The organism is Sphingobacterium sp. UBA5996, assembly GCF_002429765.1.
Lineage (GTDB): Bacteria > Bacteroidota > Bacteroidia > Sphingobacteriales > Sphingobacteriaceae > Sphingobacterium.
Genome location: NZ_DJAS01000017.1, coordinates 259642 through 280713 on the forward strand (window position 1 = coordinate 259642; position 21072 = coordinate 280713).

Annotated in this window: 20 protein-coding genes; 16 read left to right on the forward strand and 4 right to left on the reverse strand. The window is 41.3% G+C overall.

Annotated elements, in window-relative coordinates:
* Positions 1 to 35 precede the first annotated feature (35 nt).
* The 11 genes from B3E00_RS14030 (at position 36) to B3E00_RS14080 (ending at position 9086) form a co-directional block, all read left to right on the forward strand.
* Positions 36 to 689: an SCO family protein gene (locus B3E00_RS14030; RefSeq protein WP_293938940.1), complete on the forward strand. Its 654-nt coding sequence runs from the start codon at positions 36 to 38 to the stop codon at positions 687 to 689.
* A gap of 14 nt (positions 690 to 703) precedes the next feature.
* The gene (locus tag B3E00_RS14035) at positions 704 to 1522 is read left to right on the forward strand and encodes a FixH family protein (protein ID WP_293938942.1); all 819 of its coding nucleotides are present in this window, start codon (positions 704 to 706) and stop codon (positions 1520 to 1522) included.
* A gap of 114 nt (positions 1523 to 1636) precedes the next feature.
* Positions 1637 to 2485, forward strand: coding sequence for an MbnP family protein (locus tag B3E00_RS14040; protein WP_293938944.1), 849 nt, complete (start codon positions 1637 to 1639; stop codon positions 2483 to 2485).
* Positions 2486 to 2495: 10 nt separating this feature from the next.
* The gene (locus B3E00_RS14045) at positions 2496 to 3584 is read left to right on the forward strand and encodes a cytochrome-c peroxidase (RefSeq protein WP_293938945.1); all 1089 of its coding nucleotides are present in this window, start codon (positions 2496 to 2498) and stop codon (positions 3582 to 3584) included.
* 34 nt (positions 3585 to 3618) lie between these two features.
* On the forward strand, positions 3619 to 4485 hold the full coding sequence (locus tag B3E00_RS14050) for an MbnP family protein (protein ID WP_293884876.1): 867 nt from the start codon (positions 3619 to 3621) through the stop codon (positions 4483 to 4485).
* A gap of 2 nt (positions 4486 to 4487) precedes the next feature.
* A complete protein-coding gene (locus tag B3E00_RS14055) occupies positions 4488 to 5549 on the forward strand; it encodes a cytochrome-c peroxidase (RefSeq protein ID WP_293884877.1) in 1062 nt (353 codons plus the stop codon).
* A gap of 7 nt (positions 5550 to 5556) precedes the next feature.
* Entirely contained in the window at positions 5557 to 6498 is a 942-nt protein-coding gene (locus B3E00_RS14060; protein WP_293938947.1) for a transporter, read from the forward strand.
* A 21-nt stretch (positions 6499 to 6519) separates the two neighbouring features.
* Positions 6520 to 7017: a c-type cytochrome gene (locus tag B3E00_RS14065; protein ID WP_293938949.1), complete on the forward strand. Its 498-nt coding sequence runs from the start codon at positions 6520 to 6522 to the stop codon at positions 7015 to 7017.
* A gap of 8 nt (positions 7018 to 7025) precedes the next feature.
* Positions 7026 to 7358, forward strand: a complete 333-nt coding sequence (locus B3E00_RS14070; protein ID WP_293938951.1) for a hypothetical protein — start codon at positions 7026 to 7028, stop codon at positions 7356 to 7358.
* 293 nt (positions 7359 to 7651) lie between these two features.
* Complete coding sequence (locus tag B3E00_RS14075; RefSeq protein ID WP_293938953.1) at positions 7652 to 7900, forward strand: hypothetical protein; 249 nt, start codon at positions 7652 to 7654, stop codon at positions 7898 to 7900.
* The gene (locus B3E00_RS14080) at positions 7890 to 9086 is read left to right on the forward strand and encodes a GTP-binding protein (RefSeq protein WP_293938955.1); all 1197 of its coding nucleotides are present in this window, start codon (positions 7890 to 7892) and stop codon (positions 9084 to 9086) included. Before B3E00_RS14075 ends, B3E00_RS14080 begins: the two co-directional genes overlap by 11 nt.
* Before the next feature lie 249 nt (positions 9087 to 9335).
* Here the strand turns inward: B3E00_RS14080 and B3E00_RS14085 are convergent, their stop codons facing one another.
* Positions 9336 to 10214, reverse strand: a complete 879-nt coding sequence (locus B3E00_RS14085) for an SDR family oxidoreductase (protein WP_293938956.1) — start codon at positions 10212 to 10214, stop codon at positions 9336 to 9338.
* 108 nt (positions 10215 to 10322) lie between these two features.
* On the opposite strand from B3E00_RS14085, the gene B3E00_RS14090 reads away from it, so the two are divergent.
* Positions 10323 to 10715 carry a winged helix-turn-helix transcriptional regulator gene (locus B3E00_RS14090; RefSeq protein WP_293938958.1) on the forward strand — a complete coding sequence of 131 codons (393 nt, stop codon included), beginning with the start codon at positions 10323 to 10325 and terminating at the stop codon, positions 10713 to 10715.
* Positions 10716 to 10815: 100 nt separating this feature from the next.
* On the opposite strand, the gene B3E00_RS14095 is transcribed toward B3E00_RS14090, so the two are convergent.
* A complete protein-coding gene (locus B3E00_RS14095) occupies positions 10816 to 10938 on the reverse strand; it encodes a hypothetical protein (protein WP_293938959.1) in 123 nt (40 codons plus the stop codon).
* Between the two features lie 491 nt (positions 10939 to 11429).
* Here B3E00_RS14095 and B3E00_RS14100 point away from each other — a divergent pair, with 491 nt between their 5' ends.
* The 4 genes from B3E00_RS14100 to B3E00_RS14115 are packed head-to-tail and all read left to right on the forward strand — an operon-like array spanning position 11430 to position 19874.
* The gene (locus tag B3E00_RS14100) at positions 11430 to 14102 is read left to right on the forward strand and encodes a M14 family metallopeptidase (RefSeq protein WP_293938960.1); all 2673 of its coding nucleotides are present in this window, start codon (positions 11430 to 11432) and stop codon (positions 14100 to 14102) included.
* A 51-nt stretch (positions 14103 to 14153) separates the two neighbouring features.
* Positions 14154 to 15152 carry a TlpA disulfide reductase family protein gene (locus B3E00_RS14105; RefSeq protein ID WP_293938961.1) on the forward strand — a complete coding sequence of 333 codons (999 nt, stop codon included), beginning with the start codon at positions 14154 to 14156 and terminating at the stop codon, positions 15150 to 15152.
* 32 nt (positions 15153 to 15184) lie between these two features.
* The gene (locus tag B3E00_RS14110; protein WP_293938962.1) at positions 15185 to 18346 is read left to right on the forward strand and encodes a SusC/RagA family TonB-linked outer membrane protein; all 3162 of its coding nucleotides are present in this window, start codon (positions 15185 to 15187) and stop codon (positions 18344 to 18346) included.
* 19 nt (positions 18347 to 18365) lie between these two features.
* Positions 18366 to 19874: a RagB/SusD family nutrient uptake outer membrane protein gene (locus B3E00_RS14115; protein ID WP_293938964.1), complete on the forward strand. Its 1509-nt coding sequence runs from the start codon at positions 18366 to 18368 to the stop codon at positions 19872 to 19874.
* Positions 19875 to 19985: 111 nt separating this feature from the next.
* On the opposite strand, the gene B3E00_RS14120 is transcribed toward B3E00_RS14115, so the two are convergent.
* Together B3E00_RS14120 and B3E00_RS14125 are read right to left on the reverse strand one after the other, a co-directional pair.
* Positions 19986 to 20522, reverse strand: coding sequence for a carboxypeptidase-like regulatory domain-containing protein (locus tag B3E00_RS14120; protein WP_293938966.1), 537 nt, complete (start codon positions 20520 to 20522; stop codon positions 19986 to 19988).
* Positions 20494 to 20808, reverse strand: a complete 315-nt coding sequence (locus tag B3E00_RS14125; RefSeq protein ID WP_293938968.1) for a hypothetical protein — start codon at positions 20806 to 20808, stop codon at positions 20494 to 20496. Before B3E00_RS14125 ends, B3E00_RS14120 begins: the two co-directional genes overlap by 29 nt.
* Positions 20809 to 21072 lie beyond the last annotated feature (264 nt).

Consider the following 21072-nt stretch of genomic DNA (forward strand, 5'->3'; position numbering starts at 1 on the left):
ATTGCGAGTGTCAAAAATAATTAAATCAAGAGATCATGAGCACATATTCCCGTATAGGAATATCTGTGACCTTATTTTTAGCATGCCAATTTATTGCATGTAAGCCATCATCTATTTCAGATCGATTACCCATTTTAGGTGAAAGAGAGATTACTGAAACTGATAGGGGCGGAACCAAGGTTATAGATACCCTATACCATACAATACCTGATTTTGCATTGGTTGATCAGGACAGTACCATCGTGTCTAAAAAAACATTGAAAGGAAAAATCTATCTAGCAGATTTCTTTTTCACACGTTGTCCCACGATCTGTCCCGTCACTTCCCGCAATTTACTCCAAATCGCAAAACACTTTGTGAATGAACCCCGCGTTGTCATTGTATCACACACGGTAGACCCTAAATACGACAGGCCCTATATATTGAAGCGTTATGCTGCAGAGCTGGGAGCACCTTCCAATTGGTTTTTCCTGAATGGTCCGAAAGCCGAGGTGTACAAGCTAGCTGGTGCTGGCGGTTATTTCTCGTTCGCGCAGGAAGATCCGAACGCTCCGGGAGGATTCGACCATAGCGGCGCTTTTACACTTGTCGATACTGATTTTCGTATCAGGGCAGTGTATGATGGTACAAAAACAGATTCAATTCCAAAAATCATAACCGATATCCAGCATTTGCTGAATAAAGGATAACAAAATATAATTTAATGAATTTATCAAAACTAGTTTTCAAATTTACTATAGCATTTTCAATTGCCTTGTCGGCGATCGCTTGTTCGTCTAAAAATACCGACAAAAAACAGATTCCTAACGAATCTGAGCTTATTTCGATCTCTGATACCATATACAATGGTCTGACATTTAAAGTCTATGCAGATGATAAACTTGACAATAAATATCATACTATTTATTTACAGGTAAAGGACAAAGATGGCAAACCTTACAATAGTTCATCACTTGACTATTACCCACAGATGGATATGGGAATGATGAAGCATGGAGCACCTTTTGAACATCCTATTGCTTTGGGCGAGGGTTGGTATCAGGGACCAATGGTATTTATCATGGCCGATATACCGGATATGGGACCCGGCTGGCACTTGTATACCATCCTTGAGAAGGAAGGGAAAAAAGATACCATAGCCATAAAGCTGACCGTATCCGCCGCAAAGACAACGCGTACGATGAGCTCCGGTACACGGGATGATAGCCGCGTATTTGTATCTAATCTGCTTCCCGATACCTTAAAACAGGGAAAGCATCCGATCAAATTTTTGCTGAACAAAATGGAAGGCCACCATTTCCCTGCACTGGATGGATATCGTATCAAATTAGCAACAAATATGCCGTCGATGGGGCATGGATCATCAGGGAATAAGGACGCCGAAGCCATTGGAAGTGGTTACTATGAAGGAGAGGTCAACTTTTCCATGGCCGGCCAATGGGAAATCATCGTTGAACTGTGGAAAGACGGGAAGAAAGCAAATCAGGACGATATCAAGTACCATGTTCAGGTAACTAAATAGTTATTGAAATTAAAAATAGGGATTATCGTAATTTCTGGCTGTTTTTTTAAATCTATAATAGCTTCCAGGTTTACGATAGTTTTAAAACCAACTAACATAAAATAAATTATTAAAATGAAAAAAAATCTAGTCTTTTTATTGACCGCAATTGCAGGTCTTGGTCTTTCATCTTGTGAGAAAGAAGTTGTCAAAGAAGTTCTTACGGATAGCCAAGGGACAGCGACACTTAAGTTTGATGCAAGGTATGGCGATCAGGATTTTGAATTGAACAAAAAATATGATTACAAGCTAACCAATGAAAGTGGTACATACAATCTTCAATTCGATTTTAATAGATTCCGCTATTGGGTAAGCAATGTCAAATTGATTAATGCCGCCGGACAGGAAGTACTGGTACCCAATTCATATTATTTGGTTGAGGAGACCCAGGAATTGGTCGTGGATCATTCCAATGATGTATACCCAGCCACAAAAAGAGAAGAAATCGAATTAAAAAATATTCCCGTAGGGCAGTATAAAAGCATCAAATTTTCGATCGGTGTAGAGCCTAAATATAACGATAACTTCTCGGTGACCACTGGTGAACTGGGCGTGCTGAATGGAATGGGCTTTGACGACGGATGGATGTGGTTTACAAGTTACAAGTTCCTGAACCTCAAAGGAAATATCTATTGGGCGGATGGCAATCCAAACAAAAAGGCATTGTTGTGGGATATCGGGTCTAATGAGCTATACACTGGCGCTGAAAAAGAAGTGGCATTTGATAAAAATATTGAAATCAGCGGCACCTCAACCTCTACTATAAATTTCAATGTAGATGTTAAAGAACTGTTGTCAACTACACCTTATCCTTGGGCCAATAATACCATCAGCCAGACAACAAAAGATCTAATGAAAAGCTTGCGCGATACGTTCCTTTCCAAGGCAATAGTTTTCAAAGGGACTGAATCCAAAACAAAATAAGATAGTGGGGATGTCAATATCAAAAAGAATTAAGGTATTTCAGTTTGGTTTTTTGTTGGTGGCCAATTTAATGTTTTCCTGTCAGAAGGAAGCCGTAGAACCGGTTGGTCCAAAAGATAATATTGCTTATGTACTGGAAGTGCCGGCCAACTTTCCCCAGCCAGCTGCAACGCCAGACAATCCCCTCACAAAGGCAGGCGTCGAACTGGGACGGCGCCTGTTTTATGAATCCTTACTGTCCTCAACGATGACAGTAAGCTGCGCAAGCTGCCATCATCAGGACCGTGCGTTCTCGGATGGTCTGATCCTTTCCAATCTTGGTATTTCGGGCAAAGCCCTGGATCGGCATTCTCCGGCATTGTTCAATCTGGCCTGGGCCAACAATGGACTTTTCTGGGACGGTGGATCTAAAAATTTAGAATCACAAGCCTTCGGACCGTTGACCCACGAAGATGAAATGGGAATTTATTTTCCAGAAATGGTTGATCGGCTGATGGCAAAGCCATCCTATGTCAGCCTTTTTAAAGAGGCATTTGGGGAAAATCCCACGGCCGCCGGCGTGGTCAAGGCGCTGGCCCAATTTCAGCGGACGATTATATCGGCCAATTCAAAATATGACCGCTACAAACGTGGAGACAGAAAAGTCTCTTTCAGCGAAAAAGAGCTGCTGGGTATGCAGCTGGTACAGGCAAAATGCGCAGGCTGCCATTCTTCGGAACTGTTTACCGACAACAATTATCATAACAATGGAATCGATGCGGATTTTAGTGACGATTCCAAAGATTGGGTCTACAAGGGCAGGTATCGTATCAGCTACGACAGCAAAGACTTGGGCGCTTATAAAACGCCTTCTTTACGCAACATTATGGTTAGCGCTCCGTATATGCATGACGGGCGTTTTTCAACCATTGATGAAGTTTTACAACATTACAGATTTGGGATAAAAAGCACAAAATATACCGACCGGCTGCTTTTTCAAGATAACGGGAATGCGGGCATACCCCTGTCAGACAAAGAAGTAGAAGCGGTCAAAGCATTTTTAACTAGTCTTACCGACGAAACACTACTATCAGAAGCGAAGTATGCTAATCCAAAGTAAGACATCAAAGGGATTAAATAACAATAAAAAAAATATGAAAACGATTCAATTTAGTATTTCTGTGTTCATTCTGTCAATGACACTCATCTTTGCTACCGGTTGCAGCAAAAAGGATGCGCCAGCACCAGATGAGACCAAGAAAGGTGTATTCTCCATCGAATTTGACAACATTGTTGGCGATGAGACATTGGGATTTGATCCTCGTACCTATAAAAATGCTAAGGGCGAAACCTTCCGGATCAAGATATTGCGGTATTATATCAGCAACATAAAGCTTTACAAAGCTGATGGCAGCGAGTATGTTGTTCCCCAGGAAAAGAGCTACTTTTTTATCGAGGGCTCGGAGAAAGCGACACGATTTGCAAAGGTGGACGTTCCTGAGGGCGACTATAATAGGGTGAAATTTATTATCGGTGTCGATAGTGCACGCAGCACCATGCCTACCGAAGCCCGTCAGGGCGTACTGTCGTTTAATCCGGATGAGGGGCATGATGGGATGTATTGGGGATGGAATCAAGGTTATATTTTCTTCAAACTAGAAGGGTATTGTGACAAAATTTCCGATGACCAGCAAGGCGACCCAACAGGTAATAAGCAATTTAAATATCATATTGGCGGTTATGGTGGCTACAACCCCAAAGCACCCACACTAAACAATATCAAAGAGATTACGATGGATCTAGATCAGGCTGGTATTGCCCAGGTCCGCGAAGGCTTGCGAAGCAATGTGCATTTGTTCGTTGATGTCATGAAACTGTTCAATGGGCCTTACACATTTTCTATTGTGCAGCATCCAAATGTCATGTTCAGCGAATTTAGCCAGAACATCGCTAATAATTTTACGTCCATGTTTACACATGATCACACCGAAAACTTCGTGAAAAGCGAATCTGAACTGTAACTATGAAAAAGTTTATTGTCTTAGCACTCGTTTTAGGCCTGGTTTGGGCCTGTCATAAAGCAGATGATATTGCAGAGGATATATTCCCTGGATTTGTACGTCCTGCAAATTTTCCTGAGCCCGTTTATAAATTTGAACGCAATCCCATTACATCTGAAGTATTTGAGTTGGGGCGGCAACTGTTTTATGAGCCGCGTCTATCCCGCAACAATACCATTGCCTGTGGTAGCTGCCATATTCTTTCGGCAGCATTTACCCACCATGGCCACGATGTGAGCCATGGGATCGACGACAGGTTGGGCATTCGAAATCCGATGCCTATTTTCAATATGGCCTGGCAAAAGGAGTTCTTTTGGGATGGAGGTGTTTTCGATTTAGATATGTCGCCTGTCAATGCGATTACCAATCCTGTGGAAATGGATGAGTCGGTGAGCAATGTGCTGAGCAAACTGCGCAAAGATTCCGATTATCAGCAGCGATTCAAGAAAGCCTTCGGTAGCGAAGGTATCACAGACGAGCGATTCTTTAAGGCGCTGTCTCAATTTATGCTAATGGCCATTAGTGCCAATTCAAAGTATGATCAGGTCATGCGGAAGGAAAACGGAGTCTCTTTTACAGATGCTGAAAAAAAAGGCTATCTCTTTTATCAAAACAACTGCTCGCGCTGTCATACTGAGCCACTATTTACCGATCGGGATTACCATAACAATGGATTATCACCCAATCATGCCCACGATATCGGTAGAGATACCGTGACATTGAATCATAATGATCGCTATAAATTCAAGACACCAAGTCTGCGCAACTTGTCCTATACAGGTCCGTATATGCATGACGGCCGTTTCCTGACCTTGGACCGGGTATTAGAACACTACCGTAACGGCATGGTAGATTCCAAAACCTTGGACCCGGGATTCCGGAAAGCCGACGGTACTTTGGGCATCTCGATGTCAGATGAAGAGAAAGCCAATCTGTTGGCATTCCTAAAAACCTTAAATGATGCCTCTTTCGTAAATAACAAAATGTTGGGAGAACCTGGAAATACGGGCTTTGTGGTAAACTAAAATCAATATGAAACGAATAAAAATAAAAATAATAATACTTGCTCTTGCACTATTTCCCTTATCGTCTTGGGCATGTGATATCTGTGGCTGTGGCGTAGGCAGCTATTACTTGGGCATCCTGCCACAGTTTAATAAGCGTTTTGTGGGGGTACGTTACCAATATAAAACTTTACAGACCCACTTGGGACCTACAGGCAGCCGTACACCACTCAGTGCCGACGAGACCTATCAGACGATGGAACTCTGGGGAGCATGGAACTTTGGGAGCCGCTGGCGGGTTATGGCGATTGTTCCCTACAATTTCAATGAGCGTAAGATCCCTGGAAGTGGCGATATGGGGAAGATGAATGGCCTTGGCGATGTGGTAGTCTATGGCTATTACAAAGTGTTTGAAGAGATGGGAGGAACGATGTCAAACAAAATGTTCAACCATTCCCTTTGGGTAGGTGCGGGAATCAAAGCGCCGACAGGTAAGTATGACAATTCCCAACGTTCATCAGCCAGTCAGGATGAGCCCAACAATTTTCAGCTGGGTACAGCCAGTACAGATTTTATGCTAAATCTGGCTTATGATATCCGCATAATGGATTTGGGACTCAACACCAATGTTAGTTATAAGATGAATACAGAGAACAAATACGATTACCGGTATGGTAACAAATTTTCTGTCAATTCATTGCTATACTACAAATTCAATATAAAAGATAAAGTCCGCCTATCGCCCAACTTAGGGGTGGGGTACGAGACACAGCCTAAGGATGTCACCATGGCACGTTATGATGTGGCTCAGTCAGGAGGCTATAGCCTGGCTGGAATAGGCGGTGTCGAAGTCAATATGGGTAAAATTAGCGTCGGAGCCAACTATCAGACCTTATTGTCCCAGGATCTTGCCGACAGCCGCGCTAAATCGGGCGGCCGCTGGCTTACGCATATTTCCTATAGTTTTTAATCACCATAACATAAAAGAGAGATGAACAAACGAATCAACGTAATTCTTTCCTGTCTCGGTATCATCGGAATGATCGCCTGCGGTGGGAATGGAGACAAGAAGAAAGAAAGCAGCAGCAGTACAGCAGCAAACCAACCTGTAGCATCAACAGAAGCAGCAATGTTGGACTTCAAATCAGATGGGTCCAAAGGAGTAGGGCCTGTTACCGCTATCGAACACAAACCATTTGATGCAAAGCTAGCCAATAAAGGTGTAGAGCTCTTTGTTTCCAAATGTGCCATGTGCCACAATTTTGAACGCACTTTAGTGGGGCCATCGTTGGATGGTGTGGTGAAGCGGCGTACGCCAGAATGGATTATGAACATGATGTTGGATCCTGCCACTATGCTTGAAAAAGATGCCGATGCAATAGCCCTGAGCAAAGATTTCAGTTCACCGATGATTAGCTTAGGACTACAGCAGGAGGAAGCCAGAGCTATTTTGGAATATTTAAGAGAACGTAGTAGCGCTTCGAAATAAATCGACCTATGAAAACCCACAAAATCAGATTGTTGTTTTGTACCATGATGGCTTGGGCTATTTGCCTACAGTCAACAAATCTGTTGTGGGTGTACATAGGTTTTGAGGCTAACCGGAGTTATATTGAACAAAATTTATGTGTCTATCGGTATATGCCTGCAGCCACCTGCAAAGGTTTCTGTTATCTCAGTGAAAAGTCAACTCAGGAGCAGCATACCGCAAATTTCTACCTCTATTGCCCTGTTGTTGAAGTTCTTACCATCTCTTATTACAACCCGAATGCTATGCCGGTATGCCCCGGTGTAAGCACTTCCATTTTCTTTGCTGCAGGAGATGAGTGATAGCAGGGGAGCATAGATCAATAACGATTTAAGAGTTGGTTTCAGCATGGTGAATAGTTTTTGTTTATTGGGTTCTATTTTTATGTTTTAAGTAATACTGCAAAAATATTAATCCTCTACGCCATTGACGTTTTACGAAACGTGCGAATTAGTTTTGTTTTCGTGCATGATCCATATCCCCTTAGATAGAGACTCGGGGATTTTATGGACAAGCATCGCGCTATTATTTTTTAAATGCAACTAAATTGCTTTTATGAATGATTGTAATTACTTTTGTTTATAAATAGAAGACAATGAATATAATTCCTAAAAACTTTGAAGACTGGAAATGGTGTATCGAAAAGAAATGTGGCATTCCATTAACGGTAGATTTTGTCAAAAGCCGGTTAGCTATCTATAACGACTATTCAAATGCCGAAACGCAACGTTTTGTAGCTAATTACGGGAAAGAACATCTTGAGAATATCAAAGACTGGATGAAAGTAATTGCTGACTTAGAGGAGCATACAAGTAAAATTAATTTTGATCAAAATGGAAAATAAATTACCGGTTACAGTCTTAAGCGGCTTCTTGGGTGCTGGCAAAACATCATTGTTAAATCACGTGTTGCATAATAAGGAAGGTAAAAAGGTTGCCGTGATTGTAAATGATATGAGTGAAGTGAATATAGATGCACAGTCTGTTGAGCGTGAAAATGTTCTTTCCCGTACTGAGGAAAAACTTGTTGAAATGAGTAACGGATGCATCTGTTGCACATTAAGGGAAGATTTGATGATTGAGGTTGAGCGCTTAGCAAAAGAAGATCGATTTGATTATCTCTTGATTGAAAGTACAGGGATATCTGAGCCAATTCCTGTTGCTCAGACATTTAGTTGCGTCGATCCTACTAACGGGATTGATCTCTCATCTTTTAGCTATATTGATACAATGGTCACTGTGGTAGATTGTTTCAATTTTTCTAAGGATTTTGGTAGTGCAGACACTTTGTTGGATAGGAAATTGGCTGATGATGATATGGATAATAGGACAATTGTAAATCTATTGACAGATCAAATAGAGTTTGCAAATGTTATTGTTTTAAACAAAGCAGATCTTGTATCTGAGGAAACAATAGGAACTTTAGAAGCAGCTATTGGTAAACTCAATCCTGGGGCCAAGCTAATAAGAACTCAATTTGGACAGGTCGATCCCACAGAAATTATGGGTACTGATAGGTTCGATTTTGAAGAAGCATCTGCATCAGCAGGTTGGTTAAAGGAGCTTGAGGCAGATCATGTTCCCGAAACAGAAGAGTATGGAATTTCATCATTTGTCTTTCGTTCGCAACGGCCCTTTCATCCACAGCGGTTACATCGCTATTTAAATGAGCATTATCCCCATAATATAATCCGCGCAAAGGGTCTTTTTTGGTTAGCGTCTAGACCCGATACGGCAATTAGTTTTAGTCAGGCCGGTGGAAGTGTCCGTCTAGAGAGTGCGGGCTCTTGGTGGAGTAGTATGCCCGAAGAAATGCGCTATCAATATCCGATTTATCACGAGATAAGGGCTGATTTACTAAAGCGTTGGCATCCAGAATGGGAGGATCGTAAAAATGAATTAGTTTTTATAGGACAACATTTGGAGAAGGATAAATACCTTCAGGAGTTGGAATCGTGTTTGTTGACCGAAGAAGAAGCTGATGATTGGCGCTTCACTTGGTGGAAGGACGAATTTCCTAAAAATCTTTAAAAATACTATCAATATTACCGCTATTTAAATCCTGCATGCTTATTCTGTTTTTAAGAACATATTGGCAATCTACGTGAAACATGGGCTACAAAGCTTAGTTAAATGTATTTTAGACTGTTTCCATTGATATGCAATCAATGCATTCTTCCATTTGAATAGGATTAAAATAACTCATATATCTATCTAGTAAATTCTATTGTGGAACAGAGCCCCAATTAGCCTTTAAAGTTAATTGGGGCCAAATGAGTATTATTTGTACAGTATGTTAATGAATTGTTGCAGTGAAGTTGGTTTTCTTCCTAAAAATTGTTCCAATGTATCATCTTCAACATCCATGGTTCCTTGTGCTTGAGCCAACGCCCACATACTAAAAACACCTGCGAATGCTTCCGGCACATTTGCCTGTTTTAGTATAGCCTCATATTCGGCTACATCAGGCGAAACATAGCTGATATCCTTTTCTATAGTATTCCCTATTGCTTCGGCGACATCGTGAAAGTTAAAAGATGTCGTATTTGTTAGTGAATAGGTTTTGTTTTCATGTCCTTCGGTAGTCAAAACGTGAGCTGCGGCCTCTGCCAATTCTTCACGTAAAACATAACTTGCTTTTCCATTACCTGCCGGAAATAATATTGTTCCGTTTTTTGCAACATCAGCACCGGTAAAAATGGGAAGCATTTCAAAATAAATACCATTTTGAAGGATGGTGTACGTTATGCCGCTATCTTTTAAAGTAGCTTCTGTATCTACGTGCGATTGCTGAAAACCTGCAATAGCAGATTGTTCATATCCCGGAATACGAACAAAAGAGGTATAGAAGATGTGTTTTACATTTGCTTGTTTTGCAGCATCGATTACTGCTTTGTGGTGAACGGTGCGGTTTTCGTAGGCCTGTTTATCATTACTAGATACCAAAAACAATTTGTCTATATCCTGCATCGCCATCATTAATGAAGCTTCATTCTGATAATCTCCGATACGTATATTTATTCCTTTTGCTTCGAATTTTTTTGCTTTCTCCGCGTCTCTAACCAATAGCGTAATTTGGGAAGGTTGAACCCCCTTATTTAGTAAATGTTCGACAGCTTTACCACCGAATTGTCCTGTTGCTCCTGTTATTAACATCATAATAATATATTTTTTAACTTTACAAAGTTAGAAAAGCCATTACGTCTATTCGACTTTTGGAGACACAATTAACGGTATACATATGTATACCAAATCTTTTAGCTGATAATGAAAAGTTTTGAAGAAATAATCAATAGTGGATCTGAAGCATGTCCACGCAGTTATGTTTTGGCTTTAATGGATACTTTAAATGTAGTGAGCGGTAAATGGAAATTGCCCATCATTGCCTCCCTTTTTCGTAAGAATACCCGTTTCAAAGATTTAAAAGATAACGTGTTTAAAATAACGCCTAAAATGCTTTCCAAAGAATTGAAGGAATTAGAGATCAATGGTATTGTGGAAAGAACCGAAGTAGATCATATTATCGAGTACAATCTGACGGCATCTGGAAAGAATATGATGGGTATTATCGAAGCTATGATTGGATGGGGACTTACACACAGAGAATTAACGATAAAAAGCGATCCTATTCCTAGCAGCGATGGCGGTAGCGAAATATAGAATTGATGCTTGCCATAGCTTCGCCCCATCTGATTATATCGGGAGGAATGCTTGAAATCTCTATTGACAACACTTTCTAAACTAGTCTATATCACCCAAATCACATTTTTCCCTTACGGTCTTCCATGATTGAGTTGACGTTATTGGCCTGTAGTCCGTCTTCCGTTGTGAAATTTTTAAAGACTTTTCTTTGCAAAGTATACTTATAGTCTTTAATCGTCATCCCAAGACGCTTTTCGTAGAATTCTAAGGTAAATTTTTCGCCAGATGTTCTACACCCTGAGAAGCATTGGTGAGTGGCACATAATTTTAATTCTTGGAAACAAAGTTTACAAGCTTCACAATATAAGTTTCGTATACAATGAGTTATTTCGGTTTTGGCCATCAATAAAATAAATACTACTAATTTAGTAGTATTTATTGGTGAGATGTTTTATATTTGTGATCAGATCGTTTATCAATTGGCGTTGGCTACGATATTACCTAACAAAAGCAAGTTTAAATGAAACAACAAAGATCAACCTTTTCCGACATTCACAAGATGAAAAACATTCGATTAAACCTTACTCCATTTCGAATGCGCTATTGCGCTTAAGTTTTTTCTTCCAGACTTTTTTAACGCATAGTAGGGGATAGTATTCCTCTTATTATTTCTTATGCAGCGAGTAGAATCATCCTACTTGTTAGTACTCACTTATTAAACTCATTCATCCTATGAAAAAATACGAAGTATTTTTCCAGTGCTCGCTATTGATTTTTTTTCTGTGGAGCAGTATTATTTTCGCTTCTGCCCAAGGAGTCTCAGTGCCCAAAGTGTTTCAAAATGAATCCGGCGGACAGAACTTGGAGAAAGATTATTATTTTCCGGCGGGAAGCCTTTTTGCACCAAACATCCCTGCCCCAAGTCAATTTTTCAATTACCAAATAGGTCATAGTCATACCCGTTATGACCAGATTGTTGATTATTTTAAGATACTTGAACAACGTTCCGACCGGATAAAGATAGATACGATTGGTCGTACCTGGGAAGGGAGACTATTAGTTGTGCTGAAAGCTTCTTCACCGGAAAACATCCGTAATAGCGAACAAATCCGTCAACAGCATATTGAAACGATTACCAACGCAAAAGCGAACCGGATAGTAGTGTCTAAGGAGGCACAGCCCGCATTGGTGTTTTTGGGTTTCAGTGTTCATGGTAACGAAACCTCCGCTGCTGAAGCCTCAATTTTAACTGCTTATTACTTGGCAGCGTCCCAAGATCCTGTCGTTGCTAAATCACTTGCAAACGGAATATTTTTTATAGATCCGGTCCGTAATCCTGATGGTTATGATCGCTATGTCAATTGGGTAAATGCCAATGCAACATATCCACCAAACGGAAGCTCCCTGGATAGAGAGCACAACGAAGCTTGGCCCGGGGGCCGGACAAATCACTATTTGTTTGACTTAAACCGCGATTGGATCAATCAGGTAAATCCTGAAAGTAAAGCGCGCGTCAGTTATTTTCAATACTGGTTACCCCATTTTCAGGGAGACTTTCATGAGATGGGAGCAGCATCTTCTTTCTTTTTTGAGCCCACAAAGCCAGCGGCACAAGAATCTCCCTTAGTACCTAAAAGTACCTATCAACTAAATCAAAAATTCGCTGCTTACTATGCGAATGCTTTGGATGAAATTGGATCTTTATATTTCACCAAAGAACAATTTGACAATATCAATCCAACTTATGGATCTACCTATCCTGATCATGCCGGAAGCATCGGAATTCTCTTTGAGCAGGCAAGTCCGCGAGGTCTCTTTCAGCGTACAAACAATGGCGATCTAACTTATCCCTTTGCTATCCGAAATCACTTCAGAATAGCTTTGGCGAGCATTAGCGCATCTATTGATCATCGTGCTGCGCTTTTAGAAAATCAATTGAAATTCTTCCAGTCCGCTCTAGAATTGGCCCAAAAAGATCCGGTCAAAGGTTATTTGGTGGATCTAAAATATAATAATAACACAGCGGTACATTTTAAAGAACTTCTTGCCAGACATCAAATCCGTTACATAACGAACAAACGTGACCGTAAGGTTGATGGTAAAGATTTTGAAAAAGGTACTTCAATTATTATTCCGACCTCACAGGCGAACTATCGGCTGGTCAAAGTCATTTTTGATGAAACAAAAACGTATGTGGATAGCGTTTTTTACGATGGGTCGGGCAATTCCATTGCCTATCTCTATGGTTTTTCTTATGTAGGGCTAAAAGAAGCATTAGACAACGGAGAGATGGATCAGATTTCTTCCATCAATACACCTGCTGTTGCATTGACAAGAAGCAATTATGCGTATCTCGTAGACTGGCGACAGGAGGGAGCAGCTTGGTTGTTATCGCAATTGTTACAGCGCGGCATCTTTGTGAAGTCTGCTAGCAGTCCTTTTGAACTGTCTGATCAGGGCAAGACTATTGGGTTTGATTATGGTAGCCTGTTGATTCCCATACATGGCCAGCCCATCTCAGCGGATGAATTATTTGATTTCTTGCAGAAATTGAATAAAAGAGGAAATATCACCATTACATCTGCTTCCACGGGATACAGCGGGAAGGGAATAGATCTCGGAAGCAGTGGATTTAACAGCCTAGCGCCTCAAAATGCATTACTTCTGACTGGAAGTGGGATCAGTGCCTATGAGGCCGGTGAAGTGTGGTATACATTTGAGCGCCAATTGGAACAGCCTATTTTACGGTTAAATATGGATCAATTTAATCGTGTAAACCTCGAGGAATATCAAGTACTTGTTTTGGTCAGCGGTGAGTATACTGGACTGGATTCGGTAGCTATTGAGCGCATCCGAACCTGGGTAAAAAATGGAGGAACATTAATTGCTTTTGGACGTACCGGACAATGGCTTGCAGAACAGAAAATTGCTTCTTTCAAATTTCTGGACGGGAGGAGTGGTAGTGACTCGCCCAAAGAGGAAAAAACAGCGAAAACAAAAGAACGCTTTGATTATGCTTCCGCTCAAGGTAGGGAGGGAACAAAGCGTATTGGTGGAACCTATTTTAGCACTGAAATTGACAGAAGCCATCCCATCGGTTACGGTTACACCCAGAAAACAAAGCCTGTTTATCGCAACCACGCTCTCTTTGTTGAGCTTGGTGACCAAGCCTACAATAATGTTGCAATTTATAGCAAATCTCCCTTATTAAATGGTTACGCATCGGCCGAAAACCAGAAGAGAATTACAGGTACAGCCAGCATTCTCGTCGAAAATAGTGGGAATGGACGCATTGTATATTTTGTTGACGATCCCTTATTCCGGGGTATTTCCTTTGGCAATGCCCGCAGTTTTTTTAATGCCGTCTTGCTTGGGCAGGTTCTCCAATTTGGGATAAGAAGATAAACGATCTCATTTATATCAATGAAAATAAAAACTCCTAAAAAATTTAAATAGATGAAAAGTAAACTGACATTATTTACAGTTTCGATGCTGTTTCTTATTACCCAGGCATCGGCCCAAAAAGTAGCAGCACTACGTTTAACAGGAAAAATAGCAGGATTGAAGGAAGGTAAAATATATCTGCAAAAATACGATAATAAAGTATTTAGGACGATTGATTCAGCTTCAGTCAATAACGGTCAATTTAGTTTCGGAACTAAAGTGCAGTTGCCTGAACTCTATGGACTGAAGTTGAGTGAAGAAAGCTACCCTGTCCAGCTTTTTTTGGAGGATGCTCCAATTGAAGTACTCATCGAGTCTGGAGAAAATACCGGTCATGCTACGGTGAAAGGATCAAAAGCCCAAGCTTATTTTGAGCGTGCAAATAAAGAGCAACGTAAGTATACCGCCAAGCAGTTTATTGAAGCGGATCCCAAATCTATTGTAGCGGCATATGCATTGTTCCGCAACTATTCTTATAATCTGTCGCCGGATGAACTTGAAGAGCATATAAAATTGCTGGATAAATCATTACAACAGACACAATATGTGCGGATCTTGAACGATTTGATCCTAAAACAGCGTGCCGTTTTGCCAGGCAACAAAGCTTTAGATTTTGTGTCTACAGATCCCGATGGAAATAAAATACGATTCAGTGATCATCTTGGTAAAGGATATGTGCTACTTGATTTTTGGGCGGCCTGGTGTGGTCCTTGCCGTCGGGAAAATCCCAATATTGTAGCCGCTTTCCACAAATATAAAGGCCGGGGATTTAATGTATTCGGCGTATCACTGGATAAGAAAAAAGCAGACTGGTTAAAAGCTATTAAAGACGATGGATTGGATTGGACTCAGGTTTCTGATCTTTCATTCTGGGATACGGAAGCTGCAGCCTTGTATGGTGTCCGCTTTATCCCGAGCAACCTTCTTATCGATGAGCATGGGACTATTGTCGCCCGAAATATTAAAGGTGATGCCCTATTGCAGAAATTAAAGGAAATCTACGGCGAGTAAAGAAAAATCAAAAAACATCAAACAGAAAAACAATGAGAAAATCAAGCTTGTTTTATTTGCTTCTTTCATTTGCAGGGAGCGGCGTTGTCGTACCTTCCCTCGCACAGGAGCAAACAAAATCGATTATAAATGCTGTACTTAGTGGCGTTGTCCAGGACGCTGTCAGCGGAAAGCCTCTTTCTGGTGCCACCTTAAGTCTAAAGGATGTAACCCATCATGTAACCACTGATAAATTTGGGAAATTTCAATTTGTAACCGGTCAAAAATTGCCCTTTACGGTTACGATTTCCTTCGTGGGGTATGCGAGTCGGACCTTGGTCATAGATCACTCACCAGTGGTTATTGAACTTGAACCTGTGGATCATACGCTTGAAGAAACCGTCGTTGTGGGGTATACTACCGCTAAAAAATCAAGTTACACTGGGTCTGTCGCTACGGTAAGTGGTAAAGAATTGGACAATTTACAGATTACAACGATAGGGAAAGCGTTGCAGGGGACAGTCCCCGGACTACAGTCCATTGCCGCAGCAGGTCAGCCCGGGAGTGACGCCGAACTATTTGTCAGGGGGATAGGCTCTGTAAACGCATCAACAGCGCCACTTTATGTTGTAGATGGTACACCCGGAGCCAATCCCAATAGTCTTAATCCAAAGGATATCCTTTCAATTTCGGTCTTAAAAGATGCGACAGCAAGCGCACTATATGGCTCGCGTGGTGCAAATGGAGTTATCGTGATCACGACAAAATCTGGGGAACTGAACAGTAAGACTACCGTTAATTTTTCGGCCAACTACGGTTATACGGGCAGGGCAGTGAAAGATTATGAATACCTATCCCAGCAGGAGTATTACGAACTGCAATGGGAAGCAATCCGTAATACACAGCTCGATCAAGGGAAATCAGCCAGCAATGCTGCCCAGTATGCTACAGATTATCTAGTGGATGGAGCGCTTAAAGTAAACATCTTTGGCCCAAACTATCCAAAGCCTGTAGGGCTTGATGGAAAGCTGGTTGCCGGAGCAACACCACTCTGGAACGATAACTGGGGAAAAGCAATTTCCCGAAGGGGGATTCGCCAGCAGTATGACCTTAGTCTGAGTGGAGGTGGGGCAAGTACACGTTATTATCTTTCTGCCGGTTACCTCAATGAACAAGGCTGGATTCGTACGGCTGATTTTAAGAGGTATAATTTTCGCACAAATATACAATCAAAGGTCAATAATTGGTTTGAAGTTGGTGGGAATGTTGCCTTGTCATCAGGCTTTCAACGTGCGCCCACGCAGAGCGATAGCAATACCGGCAACTTCGCTAACTTTCAGCGTTTAGTGTCTGATCTTTATCCCGTCTATCAGCGCAATCCTGATGGGAGTTATGTGCTGGATGAACAGGGCAATAAGATCTGGGACTATGGGTTATGGCGCCCAACCACAGCTGCGAGTGGTTCGAATATTTTAGGTAGCGCTGAAAATGCAATTTCCGGTACCAACAATGAGTCAGTTTTGTTGGGGACCAATATCAAAATATCATTTGCGGACAATTTGTTCCTGAAGACCTCTGCTAATATCGACTACCGAAACACGAGTTCACATACCTATTCGCATTCGTACTATAGTACAGGTGTCCTTACAGATGGAGCTGGATCCGCGAACCGAAGTTCGAGCCGTACACTCAACTATACGGTCAATAGCTTTCTAAACTATACAACTATCTTTGGTAATAAGCATAACCTTAGTGCTTTGGTCGGTCCCGAAATCTATGTGGAAGGAGTTTCTTCGCTATCGGGTAGCCGCACAGGCTTCCAAGTGCTCGGTAAAACGGAGCCTTCCGCAGGAACGCTGAGTGGTGTATTTAACGGGACTTCTTCCGATTACAAGCTAGCGAGCTGGTTAGGGCAGGTAAATTACGATTACCTGGACCGCTACCATTTTTCAACGAGCTACCGTAGAGACGGTTCATCCCGGTTTAGTAAGCAATCACGATGGGGTAATTTCTGGTCTGTCGGTGCGGCCTGGAACGTGAAAAAGGAATCTTTCCTGAAAGAAATCAGTACGATTAACAACCTGAATCTACGGGCTAGTTATGGAGCTCAGGGAAATGATAAAGTTGGTAATTATGCCTACGGAGGGTTTTATTCTATTTATAACAGTTTGGACAATCTGGGGCTTTTGCCTTCCGATTTGCCCACGCCTGACTTAAAATGGGAGACAAATCTTAATCTCAACATTGGTGCTGATATCGCTTTATTCAACAATCGGTTGGTAGCACAGATTGATGTCTATGATCGGCAGTCAAAAGACCTGCTTTTCCAAAAGCCTCTTTCGCCATCTACGGGTTATAGCGGAATCGATGCTAATATCGGTTCACTGAGCAATCGTGGAATTGATGGACAAATTACAGGCGTACCTATTCGAAACAAAGATTTCAGATGGTCTATTACGGCAAATGTGGGACACTACAAAAATAAAATCACCAAACTCCCACAAAAAGAAATTCTCACTGGATCCATTGGGCAATATGGTAACACGAAAAAAATGGTTGAAGGAGGTTCCATCTACGACTTTTATATCAAGGAATGGGCCGGAGTAGATCCGGAGACTGGCAAGGCAACCTGGTATAAGGATGTAAAAGATGCATCAGGAAATATAACCGGGCGCACGACGACAGCGAATCAAAATGAAGCGTCATTTTATTTTGAAGGAAGTTCATTGCCTAATCTTTATGGAGGTATTAGTAACAACTTTAGTTATAAAGGAATAGATTTATCTTTCCTATTTTCTTATAGTTTGGGAGGGAAAATCTTTGATGGTGATCAGCCCATGATAATGCATGTGGGGTCAGCTCCGGGACGAAGCTGGTCCAAGGAGGCCCTTAATAGATGGACGCCCGAAAATAGAGAGACCGATTTCCCCCGATTGTCTTATGTGACCGATTCCTGGAATAGTATACCCTCTACACGTTTTCTACGGAGTGCAAGCTATGGACGCCTAAAGAATTTAAGCTTAAGCTATACAATTCCGCGTAATCTCGTTTCAAAATGGTCTCTTTCCGATGTCCGGATACGTTTTGTAGGTGAAAACCTATTGACCTTCTATGGAACTCAGGGCCTAGACCCCGAGCAAACGGTAGGAGGGGTTACCTACTATCGCTACCCGGCACAGAAGTCATACGCCCTCGTCCTAAATGTTTCGTTTTAACACTCCTATTTAATTTACCATGAAATTAAAATATATCACCATTATTTTCCCTTTATTGGCACTCTCATCCTGCCGTGACAGTTTCTTCGAGACTGCTCCCGCAACCCAGATTACAACTCCCGAAGTATTTTCTTCCGAGAATAATATTGATGCCTTTATCAACGGATCAATCCGTTTTTTGATGGAAAATAGCACTTCTCAAGACAATCCTGGCCTCCCGACCATCTTCCTCACACATGAAGTGATGGGAGAGGACGCTATAGCACGGGATGGCCGCTATGGTTTTCGGGACTCTTATCCCTATAAAGACCCATTTGACAACACCACCCGCCGGGCGCTTTTCTTTTGGACCTTGCAATATAAATCTATTGACCATGCCAATAATCTGATTGCCAATATTAAAATTGACGATAACAGTAAAGAAACCCTAAAATACTTAAAAGGGCAAGCTTATGCCTTGAGGGGTCTGAATTATCTCAATCTCGTACGTCAGTACCAGTTTACCTATGTGAAAGACCCCAATGCCAGGGCAATACCGATTTATATCGAACCGACAACACCAACAACGGTTCCTAGACCCTTGGCAACAGTAAAAGAAGTTTATGAGCAGGTCATTTCTGATTTGAAAGAAGCCGAAAAATTATTGGTAGGTTTCAAACGAAAAGTGAAGAATAGACTCGACCTTAATGTCGTTTACGGTCTACTGGCCAGAACATATTTGACACAGGAGAATTGGGTTCAAGCACGTGATTATGCAGCAAAAGCACGTACCGGTTATCCGATTATGACAGCAGAGCAGTACAAGGAAGGATTTAATGATGTCAGTAATCCGGAGTGGATCTGGGGACATCCACAGACCGCTACCCAAAATTTGGGTGGAGCTTCTTACTTAGCCTATATTGAGACAACTCCCTACGCGACAGATGCCAAAGGTGTTAACCTCTATTTTGGTTATAATAGCATTATTCCCGACCCCAATTTTATCAGCTTATTTACAGCTGGTGATGTGCGTAAATCGCTTTTTGAGATTGCCAAGCAACCTGCTGAGGCGATCTATCGCTCCTATCGTTACCGTAAGTTTAGAAATAAACACCCTAACCGTGATGGACATATCGTTCTAATGCGATCATCGGAACAGCTGCTTATTGAAGCCGAGAGTCGAGCTCGCCTGGACGATGTAAAAGGTGCTATAGACCTCTTAAATGAATTAAGACGTAAACGGACCTTGCAAGATCTTGATGCTGCAAATTTCGATAAGGCAAAGGTGGTACAGGAAGTTTTATTGGAGCGCCGTAAAGAACTATGGGGTGAAGGTTTCCGTCTTTACGATATTCTTCGGACGCAGACGGCGCCCGTACGTCGCGAAGCCAATGAGACCTTCGTGGATGACGCCGGCAAGACTGTAGCTGTAATGGGACACTATATTCTCAAGTTTCCGGATGGCTCCAGCTTATCTCCAAATAGCAAATATTTTTTATTTCCAATCCCTCTAAACGAGCTGAATAATAATCCAAATTTGCAAAACTGATAACTGGTCAATTGTCTTTAAGAATCTCTAAGGCCACCTAGTAAATGAGCTAGGTGGCTATTTTAATTAATAGTGTCTTACACGCTATACACTTTGCATTAGACGCTACAATTACCTCTTTTGTTTTTTCATTTCTTCTATCTCTTGCTTTAGCTGGTCTCGATCTTCTTTCCTGTAAAATTCTTGTTCCATTGCAGAATAATCGTACTTGAATAGTCTAGCTTTTATCTTAGTATTATTGACAAAAATACCAAAGTCTCTGTTTGCTATAGTGAGAAAACCAGCACTATTTCCATCAATTTCGATACTTCCAAATTTTGTGATTTTTGCCAGTTTGGTATTGAATGATCCATCTGCGTCTGAAGATACTTTTTTGAGCGTATTTCCTTCAGAGTCTAAAAATCGTATCTCGGCATTGGGTACCTTTCTTTTCGTCTTAGCTTCAGTGACAATGCCTGAAATCGTTACAGAATCTTGCGAATCGTTTAAATAGCTACAAGCTTCGTACCCGCCCAATATTGTATTGTTTTCTGTTTTGGATTTGATGACGGAACAGGATGAGAAACAAAAGATCAAAAGAAAGACCGAAACTTTAACTTCCCAGATCAGATTATAACGCTTATTTATGTTTTCTATTTGCTTTTTCAACTTCTTTTCTTAACTTTTTTTGGTCCTTTTTTGAACCTACTTCATTAATATACATGGGCTGCCTTGGTAATTTTATATCTAAGAAGTAGGTTTTAAAATTTGGCGCAATGTAAACATGCTCGATAGTCATCCCTGTTCCAAATGTATCTACTATAATTTTCCCATAGAGCAATCCCTCGGGTTGAACTATTAGCGAGAAATCCCCATTTTTAGCGGTTATGGCTGTACCAATAGTATCACTTTCTGAACTAAGAAAAAAAAACTCTAGCAGAAGGAACATTTTCATTATTATGGCACATGCTCACATTGCCTTTTATTAAAGGCGATATCTCATCATCTGTATAACCTTTACCTCGTTGGCTATAGCTGCTGCAGTTGTTTTGGTCTATATCAACCCAGTCATTATAATTCTTCTTTGTTGAACAGCTAAAGACTGTAAGCAAAAGAAGAAGTTTAAAACCGCAAAGGTTTAACTTTATGCGTAATGCCATTATAAATTTGGACCTTTTTCTATTTCAAATCACTAGCGTCCAAAACGATTACCAAAATC